Here is a 24738-nt window from a genome sequence, read left to right as displayed (position 1 = left end):
AGGCGATGCCCCCGGATCAATCCCGGAGCGAAGGAACCCGAGCCACAGCGAGGGCCGTACGTCAGGGTAAAGCCTTTGGGGTTACCTTTTCGGCGTTTGGAAAAGGTGACCCGCCGTAAGGGCGGAACCCTAAGAAGCCGTTACCGCAGCAACGGATATTCACCCCAAACAACCCAAAGCATGGTCGGCCCAAAGGCCGCCAAGACACAAAAAAAAAGGGCAACCGAAGTTGCCCAAAATGCCTTGCGTGCTCATCAAACCCGGAAGAATCAAGGCTTCTTGCGCTTGTTCGCATCCTTCCAGATAAAAAATCCAAACCCTGCAAAAAACAGAACCATCAGGCCCACAGTCAGGACCCCGGCAAACACCACGTTATCGAAAAACATGACTGGCCTCCTGGCCCCTGCTCTGCTGCGATGGAACTAAGTTAACCAATCAGGCAGGCGCAGGAATTGACCGGGATCAATGCCGGTCACCATGCGGAGGAAAGGAAGGGAAATAACTGACCTGCATCAACAGATGCAGGGGAGATCAACGCTTTTTCGGTTTGTTTTTCGGCTTTTTCTTCGGTTTGCCCAACGGCATGGCCTGCTCGAACGCCTGGCGTACTTCATTCAGGCGCTTTTCGTTGAGGTCATGAACCCGCTTGGCGCGTTCGGTGTTGAGGTCGATCAGTTTGTCGTCTTGGCTCATGGCGTTCGGTGCATCGCTGGGACTGAATCACAACTGTCGGATCACCGACAGGACTGCGCCAATAATGCGGCCTGACGCAGGCGCTGACCAGCCACACGCATAAAGGCTCTGCAACAATTCAAATCTCGATATCGACCCAAAGCCCCTGACGCGGCTGATCTTCCATCAATGGCGCCACCGGCACGGTGTTGTCGGCATTCAGTTCGGTGCCGGGCACGGCGAGGTGCGCTTCGGGGTCGTCATCGGCTTCACGGCGCCGGCGATCACGTTCCTGCTGGCGGCGCTGCTCTTCGCGCAGCAGATAGCCGTCCTCTTCCGGATCGCGCTTTTGCAGGTCGATGGTGCTTTCGTTAGAGCTTTCCTGTACCGGCACCACAGGGGGAATGTCCGGTCGCTGGCGGATCGGATCCTGCTGGGAGGTGATCGGCACGGCGCTCAGGGGGAGCATCGGTGGCAGCATATGAAGGGTCTCCTGTCAGCAGGTTATCGGCGGCGCCAGGGGTGCCTTGAGCCATCGGTCGCAAACTTGTGACCGGTTTGGCACTCAGGGGTGCCGCAACATCCCGTAAAACCGATGCATGACCTAATCTTCCCTGCAATTGGCCGATTGCGGTTAAAAGCCGGGCCGAGGCTCCTTATCCTTTGGCCTCGGGCCCTCATTCCGTTAAGATAGCCCGCTTTTTCAAGGTGGGAGTCAGGCAGCATGGCGCAGCAGTATCAACCGGGGCAACGCTGGATCAGTGACAGCGAAGCAGAGCTTGGTTTAGGCACCGTTCTGGCACAGGACGGCCGCTTGTTGACCGTGCTTTACCCGGCCACTGGCGAGACTCGCCAGTACGCGCTACGGAATGCGCCCCTCACCCGCGTGCGGTTCTCGCCGGGCGATTCGATCACTCACTTCGAAGGCTGGAAGATGACTGTCCAGCAAGTCGACGACGTCGACGGCCTGATGGTCTATCACGGCCTCAACGCGCAGAACGAAGCGGTCACCCTGCCGGAAACCCAGCTGTCGAACTTCATTCAGTTCCGCCTGGCCAGCGACCGTCTGTTCGCCGGGCAGATCGACCCGCTGGCGTGGTTCTCCCTGCGTTATCACACCCTGGAACACACCAGCCGCCAGTTGCAGTCCTCGCTCTGGGGCCTGGGCGGCGTGCGTGCACAACCGATCGCCCACCAGTTGCACATTGCCCGTGAAGTCGCCGACCGTATCGCGCCGCGCGTATTGCTGGCGGACGAAGTGGGTCTGGGCAAGACCATCGAAGCCGGTCTGGTGATCCATCGCCAGCTGCTGTCGGGCCGCGCCAACCGCGTGCTGATCCTGGTTCCGGAAAACCTCCAGCACCAGTGGCTGGTGGAAATGCGCCGCCGCTTCAACCTTCAGGTCGCGCTGTTCGACGAAGAACGCTTCATCGAAAGCGATGCCACCAACCCGTTCGAAGACACCCAGCTGGCCCTGGTGGCGCTGGAGTGGCTGGTCGACGATGAAAAGGCGCAGGACGCGCTGTTCGCTGCCGGCTGGGACCTGATGGTGGTCGACGAAGCCCACCACCTGGTGTGGCACGAAGAGAAAGTCAGCCCGGAATACTCGCTGGTTGAACAGCTGGCCGAAGTCATTCCCGGCGTGCTGCTGCTCACCGCCACCCCGGAACAACTCGGTCAGGACAGCCACTTCGCCCGTCTGCGCCTGCTCGACCCGAACCGTTTCCATGACCTGGCCGCCTTCCGCGCCGAGAGCGAAAACTATCGCCCGGTGGCCGAAGCCGTTCAGGAGCTGCTGGACAAGGGTCGCCTGTCGCCGGCCGCGCACAAGACCATCCACGGTTTCCTCGGCAACGAAGGTGAAGCCCTGCTCACCGCCGTCAACGATGGCGACACCGAAGCCAGCGCCCGCCTCGTGCGTGAACTGCTTGACCGCCACGGCACCGGCCGCGTGCTGTTCCGTAACACCCGCGCCGCCGTGCAGGGGTTCCCGGAGCGCAAACTGCATCCGTACCCGCTGCCGTGCCCGGACGAATACCTCGAACTGCCGCTGGGCGAACACGCCGAGCTGTACCCGGAAGTCAGCTTCCAGGCTCAGCCGGACGCCAGCGAAGAAGAACGCTGGTGGAAATTCGACCCGCGCGTCGAGTGGCTGATCGACCAGCTGAAAATGCTCAAGCGCACCAAAGTGCTGGTGATCTGCGCCCACGCCGAAACCGCGATGGACCTGGAAGACGCCCTGCGCGTGCGCTCCGGCATCCCGGCCACGGTGTTCCACGAAGGCATGAACATCCTCGAGCGTGACCGCGCCGCCGCCTACTTCGCCGACGAAGAGTTCGGCGCGCAGGTACTGATCTGCTCGGAAATCGGCAGTGAAGGTCGCAACTTCCAGTTCGCCCACCACCTGGTGCTGTTCGATCTGCCATCGCACCCGGACCTGCTGGAGCAGCGGATCGGTCGTCTGGACCGGATCGGCCAGAAACACATCATCGAACTGCACGTGCCGTACTTGGAAACCAGCCCGCAAGAGCGCCTGTTCCAGTGGTACCACGAAGCCCTGAACGCGTTCCTCAACACCTGCCCGACCGGCAACGCCTTGCAGCATCAGTTCGGCCCGCGCCTGCTGCCGCTGCTCGAAGAAGCCGACGACGGCGAGTGGCAAGCGCTGATCGACGAGGCGCGCACCGAGCGCGAGCGTCTGGAAGCCGAGCTGCACACCGGTCGCGACCGTCTGCTGGAGCTCAACTCTGGCGGCGCCGGCGAAGGTGAAGCGCTGGTCGAGGACATCCTCGAGCAGGACGATCAGTTCGCCCTGCCGATCTACATGGAAACCCTGTTCGACGCGTTCGGCATCGACAGCGAAGACCATTCGGAAAACGCCCTGATCCTCAAGCCGAGCGAGAAGATGCTCGACGCCAGCTTCCCGTTGGGCGACGACGAAGGCGTGACCATCACCTACGACCGCAACCAGGCGCTGTCGCGCGAAGACATGCAGTTCATCACCTGGGAACACCCGATGGTGCAGGGCGGCATGGATCTGGTGCTGTCCGGTTCGATGGGCAACACCGCCGTCGCACTGATCAAGAACAAGGCGCTCAAGCCGGGCACCGTGCTGCTGGAATTACTCTACGTCAGCGAAGTGGTTGCCCCACGCTCGCTGCAACTGGGCCGTTACCTGCCGCCGGCCGCCCTGCGCTGCCTGCTCGATGCCAATGGCAACGACCTGTCGTCGCGCGTGGCGTTCGAAACCCTCAACGATCAACTGGAAAGCGTGCCGCGCGCCAGTGCCAACAAGTTCATCCAGGCTCAGCGCGACCAGCTGACGCCACGGATCAACGCCGGTGAAGACAAGGTCACCCCGCGCCACGCCGAGCGCGTCGCCGAGGCCCGCCGCCGTCTGGCAGCCGACACCGACGAAGAACTGGCACGCCTGACCGCGTTGCAGGCGGTCAATCCGACCGTACGCGACAGCGAACTGGACGCCCTGCGCAAGCAGCGTGAACAAGGTCTGGCGATGCTGGACAAAGCGGCGCTGCGACTGGAAGCGATCCGGGTGCTGGTGGCGGGCTAAACCGCCCTGCTCCATCGCCCCAAAAAAAAAGGCCCGCAGCGATGCGGGCCTTTTTGTTTGCCTGATATTTATGCTGCGCGGTTGATTGCCTCTTCGCGAGCAAGCCCGCTCCCACAGTTGACCGGGTTCCTTCAGGAGGAAATGCGGTCGAATGTGGGAGCGAGCTTGCTCGCGAAGGCGATTACGCAGTCACCGCTGCGCCCTCTGGCTCAACCACTGCCACCAGCCCCTCCTTCATCCGCTTCGCATCCCGCACAAAACACCGCGAGGCGAGGAACAGGAACACCATGGTCAGAAACAGCGCCACCGGGATCAGGTACATCGCGTCATGCAGACCGACAGCCTTGAAGGCTTCGGTCATCTGCTCGGCGCCCGCCGAGACCATGGCCGACTTGGCGAAGTGATCCGACAAACCGCCGACCACCACCGGCCCCAGGCCGCCGCCCAGCAAGTACAACCCGGCGAAGAACAGCGCCATCGCCGTGGCCCGCAGGCGCGGTTCGACCACGTCCTGAATCGCCGTGTACACGCAGGTGTAGAAGTTATAAGCGAACAGCCAGCCGACGCTGAACACCGCGACAAACACCCCGATCTCGATGCGCCCGGCATGCAGCGCCCACGCCGTGCACAGGGTCGAGATGATCAGGCTGAACGCGGCAAACAGCAGTCGCCCATTGGCCACCCGCTGGTGAATCTTGTCGGCGATCCAGCCGCCGAGGGTCAGGCCGATCAACCCGGTCACACCGACGATCACCCCGGTCGCCACCGCCGCTTCCTGCAACGGCATCAGGAAATAACGCTGCAGCATCGGCACCAGAAACGAGTTGCAGGCGTAGGTCGCGAAGTTGAAGCACAGCCCGGCCATCACCAGCCACAGGAAGGTCGGCACGGCGAGGACGCGGCGGATCGGCTTGTCGACTTTCTCTTGGGACACCTGCACGGTTTCAGCCGCTCCGCGCTTGGGTTCCTTGATGAAGAACATGAACACCGCCAGCACCAGCCCCGGCACGGCGGCGATGAAGAACGGTGCGCGCCAGCTGTCGAACGCCTTGACCATCCAGCCGATGGTGAAGAAGGCCAGCAGCAACCCCAACGGCAGGCCGAGCATGAAAATGCCCATGGCCCGGGCCCGGCGGTGCGCGGGAAACAGATCGCCAATCAATGAGTTGGCAGCGGGCGCGTAACTCGCCTCACCGATGCCGATGCCCATTCGCACCAACAGGAAACTCCAGAAACTGCCGACCAGACCGTTCACGGCAGTCAGCGCGCTCCAGGTCGCCAGGCCCCAGCCCATCAGTTTGCTGCGCGAACCGGTGTCGGCCATGCGCCCCAGTGGTAAGCCGGCAATCGCGTAGACCAGGGTGAACGCCGTGCCGACGATCCCCAGCTGGAAGTCGCTGAGGTGCCATTCCATTCGGATCGGTTCGATGATGATCGCCGGGATGGTGCGGTCGAAGAAATTGAAAAGGTTGGCGAGGAACAGCAGGAACAGAATGCGCCAGGCATTCGCCGCTTGGGTCGAGTTCTGCATGGGTCCGTCTCTTTATTGTTATTAGGGCTTCACTGCCAACGCATCCGAGCCCGGAACCTGCAATCTAGTCACGCTCGTCGGGACTGTCTGTGATCATTCGTCAGCCTGATGACGGGCCATGGCTGTGTAACGAAACGTAAGCCCTTGAAATGCTTCGAATCCCCCTGAAACCGGGGGTTTTGCGGAAAAATCCGGCAATGAAAAAATACTTTCTCACCCCCCTTCCCAACGCCGTGGCAAAGCCTAGAATGGCCGCCGGATCCGTCCGGATCCTGCCGATCAATCCCTTTGATACCCCCGCCCATGTCCGAAGCCAGTCCGTGTCTGAATTGCGGTGCCTGCTGTTCCCATTTCCGTGTTTCTTTTTTCTGGGGTGAATGCGCATCCTCCGGCGGGACCGTACCCGATGAACTGGTCACCCAGATCACGCCCAGTCGGGTCGCGATGATCGGCACCGACCGCAAGGCGCCGCGCTGCACTGCGCTGGAAGGCGAAGTCGGAAAATCGGTGGCCTGTACGATCTACGACAAGCGTTCCAGCCCCTGCCGCGAGTTCGAAGCGTCGTGGGAAAACGGCGAACAGAACGCCGACTGCGACAAGGCAAGGGCCCGTTTCGGCCTGCCGCCGCTGCAACCGCACTGGAACGAGGTTGCCTGATTTCCGGCATTTCAATGCTTAGCGCCAAACGCTATGACGCTCATGCCAAAATCATTAGCGCCAATGTGCCACTATCGCTTGCACGCCAAAAACCGCCTCTATACTCCTGACATTCGTCTGCGTTGATGACGCAGTAAGGACGCACTCAGGAAACGGGGCATGCTATGGAGTGGCTTGGTTTACAGTTTGTTGCCGAGCTGCCGGAGAGCGGGCAGGTCATCCTCAATTGCATACATAATCCCTTGCTGGTGCTGGTAGCCTATCTGGTTGCCTGCGCCGCGAGTTTCGCCACCCTCGACATGGCGGAACGGGTCGTCCACGCGGAGGAGCCCGGCTCGCAAAGACTGTGGCGATGGATCGGCGCCACCTGCCTGGCCGGCGGCATATGGGCGATGCACTTCATCAGCATGCTGGCTTTCCAGGCGCCCATCGATATCCAGTACGACCTGCCTGTCACTCTCTTTTCTCTTTTGATCGCATTGCTCGCATCCTGGCTGGCGATGCACACCTTGAGTGATCCCCGACCGAATCTGTTGCAATACACCAAAACCGCCATCGTCATCGGCCTGGGCATTGCCGGCATGCATTACGTCGGCATGGCGGCCATGCAATCCGCCGCGACGGCTTACTACGAACCGACCCTGTTTCTGGCATCCATCGTGATCGCCATCGGGGCCAGCTTTGCAGCGCTGTGGGTGGCTGGCAACCTGCGCGAAGCCACCGGCCTGCACCTGCCGATGCTTAAATACCTGGCCGCGCTGATTCTCGGTGCCGGCATCCTCAGCATGCATTTCACCGGCATGGCCGCGTTGCAACTGGTGCTGCCCGAGGGGCGCCTCCCGACCCTTTCCACGCAAACCAGCCATCTGCAACTGGGCCTCACGGTAGCGCTGATCACCTTGTTGATCCTCGGCAGCGCCATCAGCGCGGCACTGGCCGACAAAAAACTGCAAAACAAGGAGCACGATCTGCGCCGGGTCAACGCTCTGCTCAGTCAGCTCGATCAGGCGCGCATGTCGCTGCAACACGTTGCCAACTATGACGCCCTGACCAGTCTGATAAACCGTCGGGGGTTCAATCAGATTTTCGCCGAAAAGCTCAGCCAGAAATCCAGCGAGGGCGGCATGCTCGCGGTGATGTTTCTCGACATCGACCACTTCAAACGCATCAACGACAGCCTCGGCCATGACGCCGGCGACGAACTGCTCAAGGTCATCGCGCAGCACATAAAGGGTTCGGTGCGCAGTCATGAGGACGTGGTCGCGCGTTTCGGCGGCGACGAATTCTGCATCCTGATCGGCCTGCGCGACCGCGAAGAAGCGCGCAATCTGGCCCAGCGCATCATGCTCAAGATGAAAGAGCCGATCGAACTGGCCGGCCGGCGCATGGTGATGACCACCAGCATCGGCATCAGCCTGTTCCCCGAGGACGGCACCACTTGCGACGAACTGCTCAAACATGCGGATCTGGCGCTGTACCAATCCAAGGGCGCGGGACGCAACGGCGTGCATTTTTTTGATTCCAACCTGAAGAACCGCGCCAGCCTTGAGCTGCAACTTGAAGAAGAACTGCGCCAGGCCCTGCGCGAAGAGAACGGACTGATGCTGTTTTACCAGCCGATCTTCGAACTCAAGACAGGCACGGTCACCAAACTGGAGGCGTTGATTCGCTGGCAGCACCCAGTGCATGGCTTGCTGACGCCGGATCGTTTTATCGCCATCGCTGAAAACAACGGTCTGATCGCCGAACTCGATAATTGGGTGCTGCGCAAGGCCTGTGAAGACCTCGGTGAACTGTCACGCCATGGCTGTGAAGAGCTGAAGATTGCCTGGAACTGCTCACCGCTGAATCTGGCCCGGGAAGAACTGGCCAATGAAATCGAGCATGCCTTGCGCAGCGCTGGCGTCGCGCCGGAACGGCTGGAACTGGAAGTTACCGAAAACGCCTTGATGGGCAACATCGCCAACACACTGGTGTTGTTGCGGCAAATCCGCGCCCTCGGCGTGTCCCTGTCGATCGACGACTTCGGCACCGGTTATTCGTCGCTGGCCTATCTCAAGCGCCTGCCGCTCAACACATTGAAGGTCGATCGCTCGTTCATCCTCGATATTCCCAAGGCCACCGCCGACATGGAGATCGTCCAGGCGATCATCGTCATGGCGCACACCCTGCATTTGCAGGTGGTCACCGAAGGCGTCGAAAGCCTGGAGCAATACGAATTCCTGGAGCGCTCGGGATGCGACTTCATTCAGGGTTACCTGCTCAGTCGCCCGGTTCCGCTGGCCGAACTGCGTCCGGTGCTCGAAGAAATCAATCAACGCAAACACGCGCACACCGTCAATCCGCTGAGTCTGGCGCGCGGTACATTTTCACCAGTGTCGCTGGATCCTTCTGCAAAAAGCCCTGCGCCCCATGCAGGCGCATCAGTTGTGCGGCCAATCCGCTGATCGGTGTGGCCGAGCCGGTTTCACGGGAAAACTTCACCGCGGTATCCAGATCCTTGAGCAGCGTGCGCACGTGCCACTTCACCGGCTCGAAACGGCTTTCGGCCATTTGCGGGGCGAGGATCTGCAACGGTTTCGAATCGGCAAAACCACCGGCCAGCGCCTCGGCGATGAGGCTGGCATCGACCCCGGCCTGTTCGGCCAGCGCCACTACTTCGGCGATCACCAAGGCATTGCAGGCGACGATCATCTGATTGCAGGCCTTGGTCACCTGACCGGCGCCGACGCCGCCCATATGCGTGACCCGCTGGCCGAGTTCGAGTAGCACCGGGCGTACGCGATCAAGGTCCGCTGCATCACCGCCGACCATGATCGCCAGGCTGCCGGCTTCGGCCCCGACAACCCCGCCAGAGACGGGCGAGTCGAGCCAGGTCATGCCAGTCTTGTCCGCCAATTGCGCCGCCATCTCGCGGGTGGCCGTCGGTTCGAGGCTGGAAAAATCCACCAGCAACTGACCGGGTTTTGCCCCTACAGCCACGCCGGCCGGGCCGAACACCACTTCGCGCACCACCGCCGTGTCCGCCAGGCACAGCATCACCACATCAGCCTGTTCACAGAGTTCGGCGGGGGTCGCCACCTGCCGGGCGCCGGCCTCGACCAGCGGCGCGCACTTGGCCGGGTTGCGGTTCCACACGGTCAGCGGATATCCGGCGGCCAGCAAGCGGCGGCACATCGGCAGGCCCATCAGGCCGATTCCGGCAAACCCCAACGAAGGTCGCGTTGACATCATTTAGCCTCCTTTTGATTAAAGATCGCCGAATAATGGCCGATCCATCATCAATCAGGAAAGGATTCCCCCGCGCGGCACTCAGGCCAGACCCCTGACGCACGGGCCAAACACGCGCAGAAAAAAGACGCGAGATTCCCATTCCGTGAGGTTCGACGACAGCGGTCGCTGAACCAACCAGTCCAGGTATATGGCGCACAATGACTTCTAAAAACAATCCGGCCACTGCGGTATCCGATCTGACTCTGAGCCCTGCGGCGAACAGCCCTGCCCCGATGAAGCCATTGCCACCCTCGCGCCCGCTGGGCACTCAGCAATACCTGTACTTCACCGAAACCAATACCGACCGCATCCTCGACAACCTCGATGGCCTGCGTGACCTGGTGTTCCCGCGCCCACCGCACCTGGAAGGCGACAACGAACAGCACAACGATCAGGAATTCCCGTCGGTGTGCCTGATCGGCCTCGGTCGTTGCGGCTCCAACATCGCCCTCGACGTGGCGGAGCTGGTGTACAACGCGCGCAAGTTCTACCTCAACGAATTCAACAACGAAGATCGCCCATCCAGCGATCGTCGCCTGGCCGACAAGGGCTACAGCCCGGCCCAGTGGATCAAGACCAACCTGCGGATCGGCCCGAACAAGGGCAGCAAACCGGTGTTCCTGGTGGAACCGCTGGTGATGCTCGGCGACCTCGACAAGGACATCGCCGGACGTATCCGTTTCTCGCGCAAGGGCGAAAAAAGCGGCTTCCTGCGCGACTACAGCAAGATGAAGATCATGGACTTGTCCGAAGTCCACGCCGGTGGTGCCGGTAACGCGCCGATCCTCGGCCAGTACCTGGCGAAGATCATCCTGAACAAGGACACCCAGCGTTTCTCCAGCCCTGACTGGAAAATGATCCACTCGTACCTGATCGACAGCTGCGGCATCAAGGCCAACCAGTCGCGTCTGTATTTCTCGATCTTCAGTGCCGGCGGCGGTACCGGTTCGGGCATGGCCTCGGAGTTCGGCCTGGCCCAGCAGCACTCGTACATGAACAAGACGTTCGACACCAAACCGATGGACGAGCATGACGGCAAGAGCGGTCATTCGTTCGTGTTCGAACCGATCTTCACCAGCGGCATCTGCGTGCTGCCGAACATTTCCGACCACCGCAGCGAAATGTCCGAGGCGCTGCACATCAACGCCGGTCGTCTGCTGTGCAAATACCTCTCGGAAGAATGGGATTTCTCGTACAACTTCGCCAACGAAGACAGCAGCGAAGCCAGCGTCATGGGCCGTATCCGCCCATGGAACGCGATGATGCTGATCTCCAACGACATCATGCGTTACGCCGAAGAGAGCGATGACGGCAACATCCAGAACATTGATGTCAATGCGATGGAGAAGCACGCCAACCAATACATCTCGCAGCAGATCTTCAACATTCTGACGGCTCAGGCGGTCACGACCGACTACGACCAGAATTATTTCCGTCGCGCCGGCATCGACATCGGCGAGACCATTCGCCTGGACGCCAACGACCTGTTCATGAGTCTGGCCGGCCCGGTGGCGATTGCCTACGCCGAATCCGTGGTGCCGGAGACCCCGCCGCCAAGCAGCGACAAGTTCAAGGTGTTCGACAAAGAGCCGCAGCGCCTGAACATCGACGACCTGTTCTTCCGCTCGATCGACCTGCCGCACTTCAACAAGGTCACCCAGGCCATCGAAGGCATCAGCCTGCTGCCGATCGAGTCCAAGCGCTATCGCGCCTCGCTGGAGCAATACAAGAACTCCGGCTACGACGCCGCCGCCCTGCATGACCTGCACTTCTTCAAGAACTGCTCGTCGGTGGTCTCGATCGTTTCGCTGCCCAAAGACTACAAGCTGTCGTACATGGACCTGAACCGGTTGAAGACCCACCTCAACAGCCTGTTCCCGAACACCACGCTCAAGCGCTACGCGCTGGTGATCGGCGCCTCGGCCAACCTGTCGCTGACCACCCTGATCGCCAAGAGCCCGTGCCTGTCGGACGACTTCCTGACGCTGATCGTGGCGTTCATCAAGCGTTGCTTCGCCAAGACCCCGTACCGTTTTGACGAGACCCTGGACAACTCGATCCTCGACTTCATCATCAACGAAGAATTCGACGAAGACCGTATCGACGACCTGCTCAACGAATTCGAGAACCCGGCGAAGATCCTCGATACCAACTGGTACGCGATCAAGCCGATGTACGAGAAGAAGTACCGCGAACTGATCAACGACAAAGAGAAGTTTGTCTCGATCAACGACATTCGCCTGTCGCGTGATTGCGTGAAGAAGTCGATCAAGTACCTGCGCGAGATCTACCGTCACCGGATCGGCAAGACCAAGGTTATTTCCCTCAATAACCACACTGGCAAGTCTTACTCGGTCTGACACCAGACCGAGGCGCCCCCATCGCGAGCAGGCTCGCTCCCACAACGGAATTCATTTCCTGTGGGAGCGAGCCTGCTCGCGATAAGGCGCTCAAATTCCCGGCTTATTCAGCCTTTCCAACATCCCGAAACAATTAAGCAGCCGTTAGGCTGCTTACTAAACTGTGCCCGTTACGTTTACGTCACCGTTATGCCACCCACGCTTGTGGCATTTCTCTACGGCAATCGGCCATCACGCTACTCCGCTACACACTTTTTGCCGGGCGGCACTCGCACCAACAAGGTGCAACCAGTCAGGCCACTGCCCTTTCCTGGACCAGGATCCACGGCCGGACCACCACCGCCCACATCTCGGGATCGCGCTCGAAAATATCCAGCGCCCGCGTTTCAGACAGCTTGGCGACCTTGCCCTCGGCCAGCCAGGCAGCGACTTTCTCGCCCTGATCCGACGCCACGGCCTCGGCGACCGCGATCAAATCCAGGCTGGCGTCGACCCACAATAGGGCACCCTGCGCGTAGAAGCGCTCCAGCTCTTTCCAGGTAATAGATGCGGTTTCACCAAGCAGCTTGGCATAGAGGGTGCTAGGTTCTTGATTCATGGGACTGTCCGGAAAAGAAATCGACGCAAATGATAACGTCGGTGGTCCGGCAGAAAAACCCGGTTGCAAAAGGCCGTACCGAACGAAAAGAGCAGGAACGCCAGGGAATGCTGATGATTGGGGTATAAGCCCTCTGAACGTCCCGCCGCAATTCTGTCTTTTTCTTTCATTTAAGCGACACCCTCAGGTTTTGCCCCCTGGCGCCAGCTTCCCAGGCCAACAACCGGCGCTCTACACTGTACCGGTACAGTTGCCGGGGGCTTTTCCGGAGGGTATCGCCTAGATATCTGTCCCGGTTCTGCTGCTACGGCGTCAGGACTCTAAAAAAATACAACAGTAAGAGTGGAGCACTATGACTAAGGCTACTAAGCAGATTTCCAAACTGTTTGCCGCTATGGTTCTGGCCGGGGTTGCCAGCCATTCGTTCGCAGCTGACACCATCAAGATCGGTATCGCCGGCCCTAAAACCGGTCCAGTAGCCCAGTACGGCGACATGCAGTTCAGTGGCGCGAAAATGGCCATCGAACAGATCAACGCCAAAGGCGGCGTCGACGGCAAGAAGCTTGAAGCCGTTGAATACGATGACGCTTGCGATCCCAAACAAGCGGTAGCGGTTGCGAACAAGGTCGTCAACGACGGCGTCAAGTTCGTGGTCGGTCACCTGTGCTCCAGCTCCACCCAGCCTGCTTCGGACATCTACGAAGACGAAGGCGTGATCATGATCACCCCGGCTGCCACCAGCCCGGACATCACCAACCGTGGTTACAAAATGGTCTTCCGTACCATCGGTCTGGACAGCGCCCAGGGCCCTGCCGCCGGTAACTACATCGCCGATCACGTGAAGCCGAAAATCGTCGGCGTGCTGCACGACAAGCAGCAGTACGGTGAAGGCATCGCCACCGCCGTCAAATCCACACTCGAGAAGAAAGGCACCAAGGTTGCCGTGTTCGAAGGCGTCAACGCCGGCGACAAGGACTTCTCTGCGATCATCGCCAAGCTCAAGCAAGCCAACGTCGACTTCGTCTACTACGGCGGCTACCACCCGGAGCTGGGTCTGATCCTGCGTCAAGCCCAGGAAAAAGGCCTGAAAGCCAAGTTCATGGGTCCGGAAGGCGTGGGTAACGACTCGATCACCCAGATCGCCAAGGACGCGTCCGAAGGCCTGCTGGTGACCCTGCCGAAGTCCTTCGACCAGGATCCGGCCAACGTGGCCCTGGCCGATGCATTCAAGGCCAAGAAAGAAGACCCGAGCGGCCCGTTCGTGTTCCCGTCCTACTCGGCAGTTGAAGTGATTGTCGGCGGTATCGCTGCGGCCAAGTCCGAAGACCCTGCCAAAGTGGCTGAAGCCATCCACGCCGGTACTTTCAAGACCCCGACCGGTGATCTGAGCTTCGACGCCAAGGGCGACCTGAAGGACTTCAAATTCGTGGTTTACGAGTGGCACAACGGCAAACCTAAAACCGAAGTGTCGCCTCAGTAAGGCGCTGCCTGACTGACTGCCAATAAAGCCCACGGCGTGCCGTGGGCTTTGTTTTACGAATGTATAGGGCCGCGCTGGCGTGATCCGCCAGTCTCCCCACCTGAAAATCTCAAAACCGTCATCAGCGGTTCGCTGGCAAAACCCGGATTCGAAGTGGATAAAGATCCACGGGACCGGGCGGGAAAATGACTCCACCAGTGAAATGCGTATCAGGTTTTTAGGAGCGCTGTAATGCCTGACATCTATCACTTCTTCCAACAGCTGGTTAACGGCTTGAACGTTGGCAGCATGTATGCCCTGATCGCCATCGGCTACACGATGGTCTACGGCATCATTGGAATGATCAACTTCGCCCACGGCGAGGTGTACATGATCGGTTCCTACGTGGCGTTCATCGCCATCGCCGGGCTGACCATGATGGGACTCGAAAGCGTCCCGCTGTTGATGACCGTGGCGTTCATCGCCAGCATCGTCGTCACCAGCTCCTACGGATACAGCATCGAACGCATTGCCTACCGCCCGTTGCGCGGCAGCAACCGTCTGATCCCGCTGATTTCCGCGATCGGTATGTCGATCTTCCTGCAGAACACTGTTCTGCTGGCGCAAGACTCCAAGGACAAAGCTATCCCCAACCTGATTCCGGGCAACTTCGCCTTCGGTCCAGGTGGCGCACATGAAGTGCTGATTTCCTACATGCAAATCGTGGTGTTCGTGGTGACCCTGATCGCCATGCTCGGCCTCACGCTGTTCATCTCCCGCTCTCGCCTGGGCCGCGCCTGCCGCGCCTGCGCCGAAGACATCAAGATGGCCAACCTGCTGGGCATCAACACCAACAACATCATCGCCCTGACCTTCGTCATCGGTGCTGCGCTGGCGGCCGTCGCAGCCGTGCTGCTGAGCATGCAATACGGCGTGATCAACCCGAATGCCGGTTTCCTGGTCGGCCTCAAGGCCTTCACCGCTGCGGTACTGGGCGGGATCGGCAGCATCCCCGGCGCCATGCTCGGCGGGCTGGTGCTCGGGGTGGCGGAAGCCTTTGGCGCCGATATCTTCGGCGACCAGTACAAGGACGTCGTGGCTTTCGGCTTGTTGGTTCTGGTGCTGTTGTTCCGTCCGACCGGCATTCTGGGCCGTCCGGAGGTTGAGAAAGTATGACTAGGAATCTTAAACAGGCGCTGTTCAGCGCCTTGCTGGTCTGGGCCGTGGCCTATCCGGTACTGGGTCTGAAACTGACCATCGTCGGCATCAACCTGGAAGTGCACAACACCAGCCCGGCCATTCTGGCGACCATCGCCATCTGCTCGGTGCTGATGTTCCTGCGGGTGCTGTTCAACCAGCAGATCAGCAAGGCGTGGCGTTCTTCGCCGGGCATGCCGCTGATCCCGGCCAAGGCCAGCAACTTCCTGACCCTGCCGACCACCCAGCGCTACTTCATCATCGCGCTGATCATCGGTGCGCTGGTCTGGCCGTTCTTCGGCTCCCGTGGCGCGGTGGACATCGCGACGCTGATCCTGATCTACGTGATGCTCGGCCTCGGTCTGAACATCGTGGTCGGTCTGGCCGGTCTGCTCGACCTGGGTTACGTCGGCTTCTACGCCGTCGGCGCCTACAGCTACGCGCTGCTGTCGCACTACTACGGCCTGAGCTTCTGGATCTGCCTGCCGATCGCCGGTTTGATGGCGGCGACGTTCGGCTTCCTGCTCGGCTTCCCGGTGTTGCGTCTGCGCGGCGACTATCTGGCGATCGTGACCCTGGGCTTCGGGGAAATCATCCGCCTGTTCCTGCGTAACCTGACCGACATCACCGGCGGCCCGAACGGCATCAGCAACATCGAGAAACCGACGTTCTTCGGCCTGACATTCGAACGCAAGGCTGCGGAAGGCCTGCAAACCTTCCACGAGTATTTCGGCCTGCAATACAACTCGATCAACAAGGTGATCTTTCTCTACCTGGTTGCCCTGCTGCTGGCGCTGGCGGCGCTGTTCATCATCAACCGCCTGCTGCGCATGCCGATCGGCCGTGCGTGGGAAGCGCTGCGTGAAGATGAAATCGCCTGCCGCGCACTGGGTCTCAACCCGACCGTGATCAAGCTCTCGGCGTTCACCCTGGGCGCGAGCTTCGCCGGTTTCGCCGGCAGCTTCTTCGCCGCCCGTCAGGGTCTGGTGACGCCGGAATCGTTCACCTTCATCGAGTCCGCCATCATCCTCGCCATCGTGGTGCTGGGTGGCATGGGCTCGCAGCTGGGCGTGATTCTCGCGGCCGTGGTGATGATCTTGCTGCCGGAAATGATGCGTGAGTTCAGTGAGTACCGCATGTTGATGTTCGGTGCCCTGATGGTGTTGATGATGATCTGGCGTCCACAAGGTCTGCTGCCGATGCAACGCCCACACATGGAGTTGCGAAAATGAGCCGCGAGATCCTTAAAGTCGAAAACTTGAGCATGCGCTTCGGCGGCCTGCTGGCGGTCAACGGCGTGGCCCTGACCGTGAAAGAGAAACAGGTGGTTGCACTGATCGGGCCGAACGGCGCGGGCAAGACCACCGTGTTCAACTGCCTGACCGGTTTCTACCAGCCATCGGGCGGTAGCATCCTGCTGGACGGCGAGCCGATCCACGGCCTGCCGGGCCACAAGATCGCCCTCAAAGGCGTGGTGCGCACCTTCCAGAACGTGCGGTTGTTCAAGGACATGACGGCGGTCGAGAACCTGTTGATCGCCCAGCACCGTCACCTGAACACCAACTTCCTGTCCGGCCTGTTCAAGACCCCGGCGTTTCGCAAGAGCGAGCGCGAGGCCATGGAGTTCGCCGAGTACTGGCTGGAAAAGGTCAACCTCAAAGAGTTCGCCAACCGCCCCGCCGGCACGCTGGCCTACGGTCAGCAACGTCGCCTGGAAATCGCCCGCTGCATGATGACCCGTCCGCGGATCCTCATGCTCGACGAACCGGCCGCCGGCCTGAACCCGAAGGAAACCGAAGACCTCAAGGCGCTGATCAGCGTGCTGCGTGAAGAGCACAACGTGACCGTGCTGCTGATCGAACACGACATGAAACTGGTCATGAGCATTTCCGACCACATCGTCGTGATCAACCAGGGCACGCCCCTGGCCGACGGCACGCCGGACCAGATCCGCGACAATCCTGAAGTGATCAAAGCCTACCTGGGGGAAGCGTAAATGCTGCAGTTCGAAAACGTTTCCACCTTCTACGGCAAGATCCAGGCCCTGCACAGCGTCAACGTCGAAGTCCGTCAGGGCGAGATCGTGACCCTGATCGGCGCCAACGGTGCCGGCAAGTCCACGCTGCTGATGACGCTCTGCGGTTCGCCGCAGGCCCACAGCGGCAGCATCCGCTACATGGGTGAGGAACTGGTCGGCCAGGACTCGTCGCAGATCATGCGCAAGAGCATTGCCGTGGTGCCGGAAGGTCGTCGGGTGTTTGCCCGTCTGACCGTCGAAGAAAACCTGTCCATGGGCGGATTCTTCACCGACAAGGGCGACTATCAGGAACAGATGGACAAGGTTCTCGGACTTTTCCCACGCCTGAAAGAACGCTTCAACCAGCGCGGCGGCACCATGTCCGGCGGCGAACAGCAAATGCTCGCCATCGGCCGTGCGCTGATGAGCAAGCCGAAACTGCTGCTGCTCGACGAGCCGTCGCTGGGCCTGGCACCGATCATCATCCAGCAGATCTTCGACATCATCGAACAGCTGCGCAAGGACGGTGTGACGGTGTTCCTGGTCGAGCAGAACGCCAACCAGGCGCTGAAAATCGCCGACCGTGCATACGTTCTGGAGAACGGCCGGGTAGTGATGCAAGGCACCGGTGAAGCGCTGCTGACCGACCCGAAAGTGCGCGAGGCGTACCTCGGCGGTTGATCGAACGCTTCAAAAAAAACGGCCTTCGGGCCGTTTTTTTTGTGCCCGGCAAAAAATTTTTACCGATCGCTGTAACGCATCGCCGAGTCGTTTCTCTAGTGGGGCAAGCAAGCGCAATCGCTTGTTCAAACCCAAGTTCAAACCGGAGAAACATCATGACTGCTACCACCCGCACCCTGTCCGCTACCGCCCTGGTTCTGGCCCTCGGTTCTGCCCTGAGCATCGCTGCCGTCTCCACCGCCCACGCCGCTGACGACAACATGGAAAAATGCTTCGGCGTGGCCATGAAAGGCAAGAACGATTGCGCTGCAGGCGCGGGCACCACCTGTGCCGGCACCGCGAAAATGGATCATCAGGCCAACGCCTGGAAACTGGTTCCGAAAGGCACCTGCGCCACCACCGAAAGCAAAACCTCGCCGACCGGTTTCGGTCAGCTCGAAGCGTTCAAAGCCAAGTCCTGATCCGGGAGCCGCCCGAGTGTCGATCATGATCACATCCTGCGACCATGCCTTGCGCCGCACTCGGGCAGCCCTCACCGGGCTCCCGTCCCGTGCCGGGCTGGGGCTCAAGAGCGAGCACTTCAAGGAAGTGCTCGATTCACGACCGGACATCGGTTTCTTCGAAGTCCACGCCGAAAACTACATGGTGGCCGGCGGCCCGTTTCATCATTTTCTGGGTTTGATTCGCGAGGCGTATCCGCTGTCTCTGCACGGGGTCGGCTTATCCATCGGTGCCGAAGGCCCGCTGGATGTTCAGCACCTCAAACGCCTGTCCGCGCTGATCGAGCGCTATCAACCCCACTCCTTTTCCGAACACCTGGCCTGGTCAAGCCACGGCCCGGTGTTCCTCAATGACCTGCTGCCCCTGGCTTACGACACGCCGACGCTGGACCGCGTCTGCAAACACATCGATCAGGTGCAGAACACTCTCAAACGCCCGATGTTGCTGGAAAACCCGGCGACCTACCTGGCATTCGAGCGCTCGACAATCGACGAAGCGGACTTCATCCGCGAAGTCATCCGGCGCACTGGCTGCGGTCTGTTGCTGGACGTGAACAATGTCTATGTCTCGTGCATCAACCATCAACGCGATCCCCTGGCTTATCTCGACGCACTGCCGCTGCAAGCGGTGGGCGAGATTCATCTGGCCGGGTTTGCCGAAGATTCCGACAGCCTCGGTGATCGCTTGCTCATCGACGATCACGGCGCGCCAATCGATCAAGCGGTCTGGTCGTTGTACCGGCAAGCGCTGAAACTCGTCGGCCCGGTGGCGACGCTGATCGAACGGGACAATCAGGTACCGGCCTTCAACGTGCTGTTGGCAGAAGCGCAGCAGGCCGATGAGCTGTTGCTGTGCGCGGGAGGTCGGTCATGAGCACTCAAGCCGCGTTCAGCGCCGCGTTGCTCGATACCGACCTGCCCTGCCCCGACGGTTTGTGCAGCGCCAACGGCGGCGATCCCGCCAGCCGTTTCGCGGTGTATCGCAACAATGTTCAGAGCTCGTTGATCAACGCACTGGTCGACAGTTATCCCGTGGTGATGCAGTTGGTGGGTGACGAATTCTTCCGGGCCATGGCCGGAATTTTCGTGCAAAGCCATCCGCCACACAGTCCGTTGATGAGTGACTACGGCAGTGAGCTGGCGGATTTCATCAGCGGCTTCGAACCTGCCTCGAGCGTTCCCTATCTGGCCGATGTCGCGCGGCTGGAGCGTTTGCGCACGCAGGCCTATCACGCTGCCGATGCGTTACCCCTGAGTCAGGTACGGATCGCTGCTGTGTTTGCAGACGCCGACGCGCTCAACGAACTGCGTATCGGCCTGCACCCTTCGCTGCATCTGCTCCACTCAAACTTTGCCGTGGTGGATGTCTGGGCCGCGCATCAGCATGACGCGACGCTGGCCGGGATCGATCTTCATAACGCCCAACACGCGTTGATTCTGCGCAACGGACTGGAAGTCGAGGTGTACGCCGTTGATCGCGGCGCCAGCCAGTTCATTCGCCGGCTCAAGGCCGGCCTGTCACTGACCCAGGCTCTGGAATCCGCCGGGGCCTTCGACCTCAGCCAGACCCTCGCTCTGCTGATCAACCGCCAAGTCATCACTCACTTCCACTTAAAGGTGTCGCCATGAACTGTCTCATTGCCCGCGCCATCGCGCTGCTGGAAAAAATCCCTCACAGCCTGATCGCTTTCATCGCGCGTTTTTCCATCGCAGCCGTGTTCTGGAAATCCGGGCAGACCAAGGTCGAAGGGCTGGCCGTCGACCTGATCGATGGCACCTTCGAGTTCGGCTGGCCGCGTCTGGCGGATTCGACAATTCCGTTGTTCAAAAGCGAGTACCACGTGCCGCTGCTGTCGCCGGAAATCGCCGCGCATCTGGCGGCGTTTGCCGAACACCTTTTCCCGATCCTGATCCTGATCGGCTTCGCCACGCGTTTTTCGGCACTGGCGTTATTGGGCATGACACTGACCATTCAGCTGTTCGTGTACCCGGATGCCTACCCGACTCACGGAACGTGGATGGCGGTGTTGCTGTACTTGATGGCAACCGGGCCGGGCAAACTGTCGATCGATCACCTGATCGCCAGGCACTACAACCGGTCCAGCGCTTCGCCGCTGAGCTTGAACCAGCCGATCAGGTAATCCGCCAGCACTTGGGTGCGTTTCGGTAACCCGCCCTGATACGGGTGCACCAGGTACATTGGCATGCGCCGGGTCTGAAAATCGCGAAGGAGCCAGCGCAATCGGCCGTCAGCCAATTCCGTCTGCAACAGGTAGGACGGTAGGCGAGCGATCCCGGCGCCGGCCAGTGCGGCTTTCTTCAACAGGTTGTAGTGATTACTGGCGAACGGCCCCGACACCCGCACCCGCAGCAGTTCGTGCTGCTGGTGATAAAGCCATTCCTCGCGACCGCTGTAGTGACTGTTGAGCAGGCAACGGTGTTCGGCCAATGCTTGCGGCGTCAGCGGTTCGCCAAAGCGCTCCAGATAGTCAGGGCTGGCACAGGTCATTTCCTGCCAGGCCAGCAGCGGCTTGGCCACCAGTCGCTCGTCATTGGCGACCTCGGTGCGGATCGCCAGATCGAAGCCGTCGCGGGACAGGTCGCGGTAGCTGTTATTCAGCTCCAGTTCGATCTGCACCTCGGGGTATTTCTGCGAAAAGTCCAGCAACAAACCGTCGAAGAAGGTTTCCCCCAGCGACACCGGAACCGTCATACGCACCGGGCCGGCCATGTCGTCCTTCAATCGCGCCAAAGCCTGACGCGCTCGCTCCACCTGAACTACAAGCGCCTGAGCCTGTGGCAACAACGCCGCACCTGCCGCCGTCAGGCTCAGCCGACGCGTGGTGCGTTGCAGCAACACCACGGAAAACCGCGCTTCCAGCTGACTGATGCGCTTGGACAACTGCCCCTTGCTGCACCCCAATTGCTGCGCCGCCAGGGTAAAACTGCCCGCCTCGATCAACACCGCGAACGCCGCCAGATCATCCATCTCGCTCATGGATTGTTTCCATTTGAAAACCAAAGGTTGCCCATTAGTGCGCTTATCTGCAGAAAAAACCACTCTAGACTGAAACCTCGTTCAATCACTTGAGGCAATCACGATGAAAATTCTGTTGATCGGCGCGGGCGGCACCATCGGTTCGGCCGTGGACAAAGAGCTGTCGCAGCGTCATGAAGTCATTCGTATCGGTCGCAGCAGCGGCGATTTCCAGGTGGATATCAGCGACAGCGCATCGATCCGCAAGCTGTTCGAACAGACCGGCAAGTTCGACGCACTGGTCTGCGCCGCTGGCAACGTGACCTTCGCCCCGCTGGGTGAAATGACCGAAGACAGCTTCGCTCTCGGGCTGAAAGACAAGTTGATGGGCCAGGTCAATCTGCTGCTGATCGGCCGCGAGTTCGCCAACGACGGCGCATCGTTCACCTTCACCACCGGCGTGCTCAGCCACGATCCGATTCGCAGCGGCGCCTCGGCTGCACTGGTCAACGGCGCGCTGGACAGCTTCGTCCGTGCCGCCGCCATCGAACTGCCACGCGGCCTGCGCGTGAACTCGATCAGCCCGACCGTGCTGGTCGAAGCCATGGGCAGCTACGCCCCGTACTTCCGTGGCTACAAGCCGGTTCCTGCGGCGGATGTGGCATTGGCCTACGCCAAAAGTGTCGAAGGCTTGCAGACAGGTCAGACATTTCACGTGGGCTAAACCCTTGTGATGAACGGTCAGCCTGCGTAACGTGGCGGCACTTGTCTGGAGAGCCAAAGATGCGTGTTGCCCGTTCCCTGATCGTTGTTGCCCTGCTCCCGTTGTTTGCCGCGTGCCAGTTGTTCGATGGTGCGCGGGAAAGCGCCTCCCACGTCGGCCAGACGCGGATGCAGGGGCAACTGACCGCTGCCGAGGGCAAACTGGTGTTCCAGGCCTGCGGGGAGCAGCGCCAGTACGTGGTCAATGACATCGGCGGCACCAGCGTCCTGCAAGAGGCCGCCACCCTGGCCGATGAGCAGGGCAAGTTGTTCGCCGACGTGCGCGGGAAGATCGCCGGCGACCGCCTCGACCTGACCCAGCTCTATCGCGTCGAACGCTCCGGCACCGCCTGCGACGACCCCAACTTCAAACAGCTGATCCTGCGCGCCGCCGGCCATGGCCCGGAATGGAACGTAAAAGTCAGCGGCAAGGGCCTGGTCATCGACCGCGAAGGCCAGCCACCGCTCGCCGTGCCTTACGTTGAAGAGCAACTGGGCGACGGTCGTTTCAACCTCAGCAGCGAAGCCAACAACCAGCGCATCGAGCTGTGGGTAGCGCCGCAGCGCTGCGTCGATAGCAGCACCGGCAGCGTGCAGCACATGAGCGCCGAGCTGCGTATCGACGGCAAGGTGCAGCGTGGTTGCGGGTATTTCGGCGGTTCGCGTAACGACTGATCGTTTTACCCTCACGGGATCCGGCCGTTGCGGCTTATAATCGCCGCCTTCAAACGCCCTGGCGCAGTTGTGCGCCCCGCGAACCGGATCCTGTCATGTTACGAATCACTGAACTCAAGCTGCCGATCGACCATCCCGACGAAGACCTGCGCGCTGCTATCGTGCAACGCCTGGGCATCGCCAGCGATGACCTGCTCGACTTCACCTTGTTCAAGCGCAGCTACGATGCGCGCAAAAAGTCCTCCGAACTGTGCTTCATCTACACCATTGACCTCGAAGTGCGCGACGAGGCCAAAGTGCTGAGCAAGTTCGCCGACGACCGTAACGTCAACGTGGCGCCGGATGTCAGCTACAAATTCGTCGGCCAGGCGCCGAGCGACCTGAGCCAACGCCCGATCGTGGTCGGTTTCGGCCCGTGCGGGATCTTCGCCGGCCTGTTGCTGGCGCAGATGGGCTTCAAGCCGATCATCCTCGAACGCGGCACCGAAGTGCGCCAGCGCACCAAGGACACTTGGGGCCTGTGGCGCAAAAGCGTGCTCAACCCCGAGTCCAACGTGCAGTTCGGCGAAGGCGGCGCGGGCACGTTCTCCGACGGCAAGCTGTACAGCCAGATCAAGGATCCGAAATTCCTCGGCCGTAAAGTCCTGCACGAGTTCGTCAAGGCCGGCGCGCCGGAAGAAATCCTCTACGTCAGCAAGCCGCACATCGGTACGTTCCGTCTGACCGGCATGGTCGAGACCATGCGCGAAGAGATCCGCGCCCTCGGCGGTGAAGTGCGCTTCCAGGAGCGTGTCACCGACGTGCTGATCGAAGACGGCCAACTGGTCGGCGTCGAACTGGCCAGCGGCGAAACCCTGCATTCGAAACACGTGGTCCTGGCCCTCGGCCACAGTGCCCGCGACACCTTCCGCATGCTCCACAGCCGTGGCGTGTTCATGGAAGCCAAGCCGTTTTCGGTGGGTTTCCGCATCGAGCACCCGCAATCGCTGATCGACCGCGCGCGCCTGGGCAAGTACGCCGGTCACCCCAAGCTGGGAGCCGCCGACTACAAACTGGTGCACCACGCCAAGAACGGCCGTTCGGTCTACAGCTTCTGCATGTGCCCGGGCGGCACCGTGGTCGCCGCGACTTCCGAGCCGAACCGTGTGGTCACCAACGGCATGAGCCAGTACTCGCGTAACGAGCGCAACGCCAACTCCGGCATCGTCGTCGGCATCACCCCGGAAGTCGATTATCCGGGCGGCCCGCTGGCCGGGATCGAGTTGCAGGAACGCCTGGAATCCCACGCGTTCATCCTCGGTGGCAGCGACTACAAGGCGCCAGCGCAACTGGTCGGCGACTTCATCAACGACATTCCTTCGACCGAACTGGGCGAGGTCGAGCCGTCGTACAAACCGGGCGTGGCGCTGGGCGATCTGGCCCTGGCCTTGCCGGACTTCGCTATCGAAGCGATCCGCGAAGCCTTGCCGGCGTTCGAGAAGCAGATTCGCGGTTATTCGCTGCACGATGCGGTGCTGACCGGGATCGAGACGCGTACGTCTTCGCCGCTGCGCATCACACGTAACGAGACGCTGCAGAGCATGAACGTCAAAGGTCTGTTCCCGGCCGGTGAAGGCGCGGGTTATGCGGGCGGGATTCTGTCGGCGGGTGTTGACGGGATTCGCATCGCGGAAGCCGTGGCGCGTGACATCCTGGGCCTTGAGGCCTGATAAACAAGCTTTGAAGTGACACAACCCCTGTGGGAGCGAGCTTGCTCGCGATAGCGTTATCCCAGTCAACGATGATGTTGAATGTGACGGCCCTTTCGC

Annotated in this window: 23 protein-coding genes; 16 read left to right on the top strand and 7 right to left on the bottom strand. The window is 60.7% G+C overall.

Going from position 1 to position 24738, the window contains the following annotated elements; genetic code table 11:
• Nucleotides 1–269: 269 nt before the first annotated feature.
• The 3 genes from ccoM to N8H71_RS23540 all read right to left on the bottom strand — a co-directional run bounded on the left by ccoM (nucleotide 270) and on the right by N8H71_RS23540 (nucleotide 1153).
• A complete protein-coding gene (gene ccoM, locus N8H71_RS28780; RefSeq protein ID WP_007959205.1) occupies nucleotides 270–386 on the bottom strand; it encodes a cytochrome c oxidase subunit CcoM in 117 nt (38 codons plus the stop codon).
• A gap of 145 nt (nucleotides 387–531) precedes the next feature.
• On the bottom strand, nucleotides 532–693 hold the full coding sequence (locus N8H71_RS23545; protein ID WP_007959203.1) for a hypothetical protein: 162 nt from the start codon (nucleotides 691–693) through the stop codon (nucleotides 532–534).
• A gap of 118 nt (nucleotides 694–811) precedes the next feature.
• Nucleotides 812–1153, bottom strand: coding sequence for a hypothetical protein (locus tag N8H71_RS23540; protein ID WP_007959194.1), 342 nt, complete (start codon nucleotides 1151–1153; stop codon nucleotides 812–814).
• Nucleotides 1154–1396: 243 nt separating this feature from the next.
• Here N8H71_RS23540 and rapA point away from each other — a divergent pair, with 243 nt between their 5' ends.
• Nucleotides 1397–4243: an RNA polymerase-associated protein RapA gene (gene rapA, locus N8H71_RS23535; protein WP_085605390.1), complete on the top strand. Its 2847-nt coding sequence runs from the start codon at nucleotides 1397–1399 to the stop codon at nucleotides 4241–4243.
• A 181-nt stretch (nucleotides 4244–4424) separates the two neighbouring features.
• Here rapA and N8H71_RS23530 read toward each other — a convergent pair whose 3' ends face one another.
• Nucleotides 4425–5774 (bottom strand): spinster family MFS transporter, encoded by a 1350-nt coding sequence (locus tag N8H71_RS23530; protein WP_262195859.1) that lies wholly within the window; start codon nucleotides 5772–5774, stop codon nucleotides 4425–4427.
• Between the two features lie 303 nt (nucleotides 5775–6077).
• On the opposite strand from N8H71_RS23530, the gene N8H71_RS23525 reads away from it, so the two are divergent.
• Together N8H71_RS23525 and N8H71_RS23520 are read left to right on the top strand one after the other, a co-directional pair.
• Complete coding sequence (locus N8H71_RS23525) at nucleotides 6078–6431, top strand: YkgJ family cysteine cluster protein (protein ID WP_262195858.1); 354 nt, start codon at nucleotides 6078–6080, stop codon at nucleotides 6429–6431.
• 164 nt (nucleotides 6432–6595) lie between these two features.
• Entirely contained in the window at nucleotides 6596–8878 is a 2283-nt protein-coding gene (locus N8H71_RS23520) for a putative bifunctional diguanylate cyclase/phosphodiesterase (protein WP_262195857.1), read from the top strand.
• On the opposite strand, the gene N8H71_RS23515 is transcribed toward N8H71_RS23520, so the two are convergent.
• Nucleotides 8769–9665: an NAD(P)-dependent oxidoreductase gene (locus N8H71_RS23515; RefSeq protein WP_262195856.1), complete on the bottom strand. Its 897-nt coding sequence runs from the start codon at nucleotides 9663–9665 to the stop codon at nucleotides 8769–8771. The two genes, N8H71_RS23520 and N8H71_RS23515, sit on opposite strands and share 110 nt — an antisense overlap.
• Nucleotides 9666–9862: 197 nt before the next feature.
• Here N8H71_RS23515 and N8H71_RS23510 point away from each other — a divergent pair, with 197 nt between their 5' ends.
• The gene (locus N8H71_RS23510; protein WP_085605382.1) at nucleotides 9863–12064 is read left to right on the top strand and encodes a hypothetical protein; all 2202 of its coding nucleotides are present in this window, start codon (nucleotides 9863–9865) and stop codon (nucleotides 12062–12064) included.
• Nucleotides 12065–12356: 292 nt separating this feature from the next.
• Here N8H71_RS23510 and N8H71_RS23505 read toward each other — a convergent pair whose 3' ends face one another.
• Nucleotides 12357–12662 (bottom strand): DUF2288 domain-containing protein, encoded by a 306-nt coding sequence (locus tag N8H71_RS23505; protein ID WP_262195855.1) that lies wholly within the window; start codon nucleotides 12660–12662, stop codon nucleotides 12357–12359.
• 352 nt (nucleotides 12663–13014) lie between these two features.
• Here N8H71_RS23505 and N8H71_RS23500 point away from each other — a divergent pair, with 352 nt between their 5' ends.
• The 9 genes from N8H71_RS23500 to N8H71_RS23460 all read left to right on the top strand — a co-directional run bounded on the left by N8H71_RS23500 (nucleotide 13015) and on the right by N8H71_RS23460 (nucleotide 20657).
• Nucleotides 13015–14142 (top strand): branched-chain amino acid ABC transporter substrate-binding protein, encoded by a 1128-nt coding sequence (locus N8H71_RS23500; RefSeq protein WP_064382946.1) that lies wholly within the window; start codon nucleotides 13015–13017, stop codon nucleotides 14140–14142.
• Between the two features lie 231 nt (nucleotides 14143–14373).
• Nucleotides 14374–15297, top strand: coding sequence for a high-affinity branched-chain amino acid ABC transporter permease LivH (gene livH, locus N8H71_RS23495; RefSeq protein WP_007959165.1), 924 nt, complete (start codon nucleotides 14374–14376; stop codon nucleotides 15295–15297).
• The gene (locus N8H71_RS23490) at nucleotides 15294–16550 is read left to right on the top strand and encodes a high-affinity branched-chain amino acid ABC transporter permease LivM (protein WP_115076811.1); all 1257 of its coding nucleotides are present in this window, start codon (nucleotides 15294–15296) and stop codon (nucleotides 16548–16550) included. The genes livH and N8H71_RS23490 overlap by 4 nt, the downstream gene beginning before the upstream one ends.
• On the top strand, nucleotides 16547–17314 hold the full coding sequence (gene livG / locus N8H71_RS23485; protein ID WP_085683272.1) for a high-affinity branched-chain amino acid ABC transporter ATP-binding protein LivG: 768 nt from the start codon (nucleotides 16547–16549) through the stop codon (nucleotides 17312–17314). The genes N8H71_RS23490 and livG overlap by 4 nt, the downstream gene beginning before the upstream one ends.
• Nucleotides 17315–18016: an ABC transporter ATP-binding protein gene (locus N8H71_RS23480; protein ID WP_003222380.1), complete on the top strand. Its 702-nt coding sequence runs from the start codon at nucleotides 17315–17317 to the stop codon at nucleotides 18014–18016. It abuts the gene before it with no gap.
• Nucleotides 18017–18171: 155 nt separating this feature from the next.
• A complete protein-coding gene (locus N8H71_RS23475; RefSeq protein ID WP_007959157.1) occupies nucleotides 18172–18477 on the top strand; it encodes a BufA1 family periplasmic bufferin-type metallophore in 306 nt (101 codons plus the stop codon).
• A 25-nt stretch (nucleotides 18478–18502) separates the two neighbouring features.
• Nucleotides 18503–19390 carry an MNIO family bufferin maturase gene (bufB, locus tag N8H71_RS23470; protein ID WP_262195854.1) on the top strand — a complete coding sequence of 296 codons (888 nt, stop codon included), beginning with the start codon at nucleotides 18503–18505 and terminating at the stop codon, nucleotides 19388–19390.
• Nucleotides 19387–20145, top strand: a complete 759-nt coding sequence (locus tag N8H71_RS23465) for an HvfC/BufC N-terminal domain-containing protein (RefSeq protein ID WP_262195853.1) — start codon at nucleotides 19387–19389, stop codon at nucleotides 20143–20145. The genes bufB and N8H71_RS23465 overlap by 4 nt, the downstream gene beginning before the upstream one ends.
• Nucleotides 20142–20657, top strand: a complete 516-nt coding sequence (locus tag N8H71_RS23460; RefSeq protein WP_262195852.1) for a DoxX family protein — start codon at nucleotides 20142–20144, stop codon at nucleotides 20655–20657. The genes N8H71_RS23465 and N8H71_RS23460 overlap by 4 nt, the downstream gene beginning before the upstream one ends.
• Here the strand turns inward: N8H71_RS23460 and N8H71_RS23455 are convergent.
• Entirely contained in the window at nucleotides 20606–21514 is a 909-nt protein-coding gene (locus N8H71_RS23455) for a LysR family transcriptional regulator (RefSeq protein WP_221532869.1), read from the bottom strand. The two genes, N8H71_RS23460 and N8H71_RS23455, sit on opposite strands and share 52 nt — an antisense overlap.
• A gap of 103 nt (nucleotides 21515–21617) precedes the next feature.
• On the opposite strand from N8H71_RS23455, the gene N8H71_RS23450 reads away from it, so the two are divergent.
• The 3 genes from N8H71_RS23450 (at nucleotide 21618) to N8H71_RS23440 (ending at nucleotide 24639) form a co-directional block, all read left to right on the top strand.
• Complete coding sequence (locus N8H71_RS23450; RefSeq protein WP_007959150.1) at nucleotides 21618–22217, top strand: short chain dehydrogenase; 600 nt, start codon at nucleotides 21618–21620, stop codon at nucleotides 22215–22217.
• A gap of 59 nt (nucleotides 22218–22276) precedes the next feature.
• Complete coding sequence (locus N8H71_RS23445) at nucleotides 22277–22930, top strand: COG3650 family protein (RefSeq protein WP_262195851.1); 654 nt, start codon at nucleotides 22277–22279, stop codon at nucleotides 22928–22930.
• Nucleotides 22931–23025: 95 nt separating this feature from the next.
• Entirely contained in the window at nucleotides 23026–24639 is a 1614-nt protein-coding gene (locus tag N8H71_RS23440) for an NAD(P)/FAD-dependent oxidoreductase (RefSeq protein WP_262195850.1), read from the top strand.
• The last annotated feature ends 99 nt before the right edge of the window (nucleotides 24640–24738 follow it).

Origin of the sequence: Pseudomonas koreensis (genome assembly GCF_025447595.1) — a bacterium.
GTDB lineage: Bacteria > Pseudomonadota > Gammaproteobacteria > Pseudomonadales > Pseudomonadaceae > Aquipseudomonas > Aquipseudomonas koreensis_H.
This window is presented reverse-complemented; position numbering and strand designations above follow the sequence as displayed.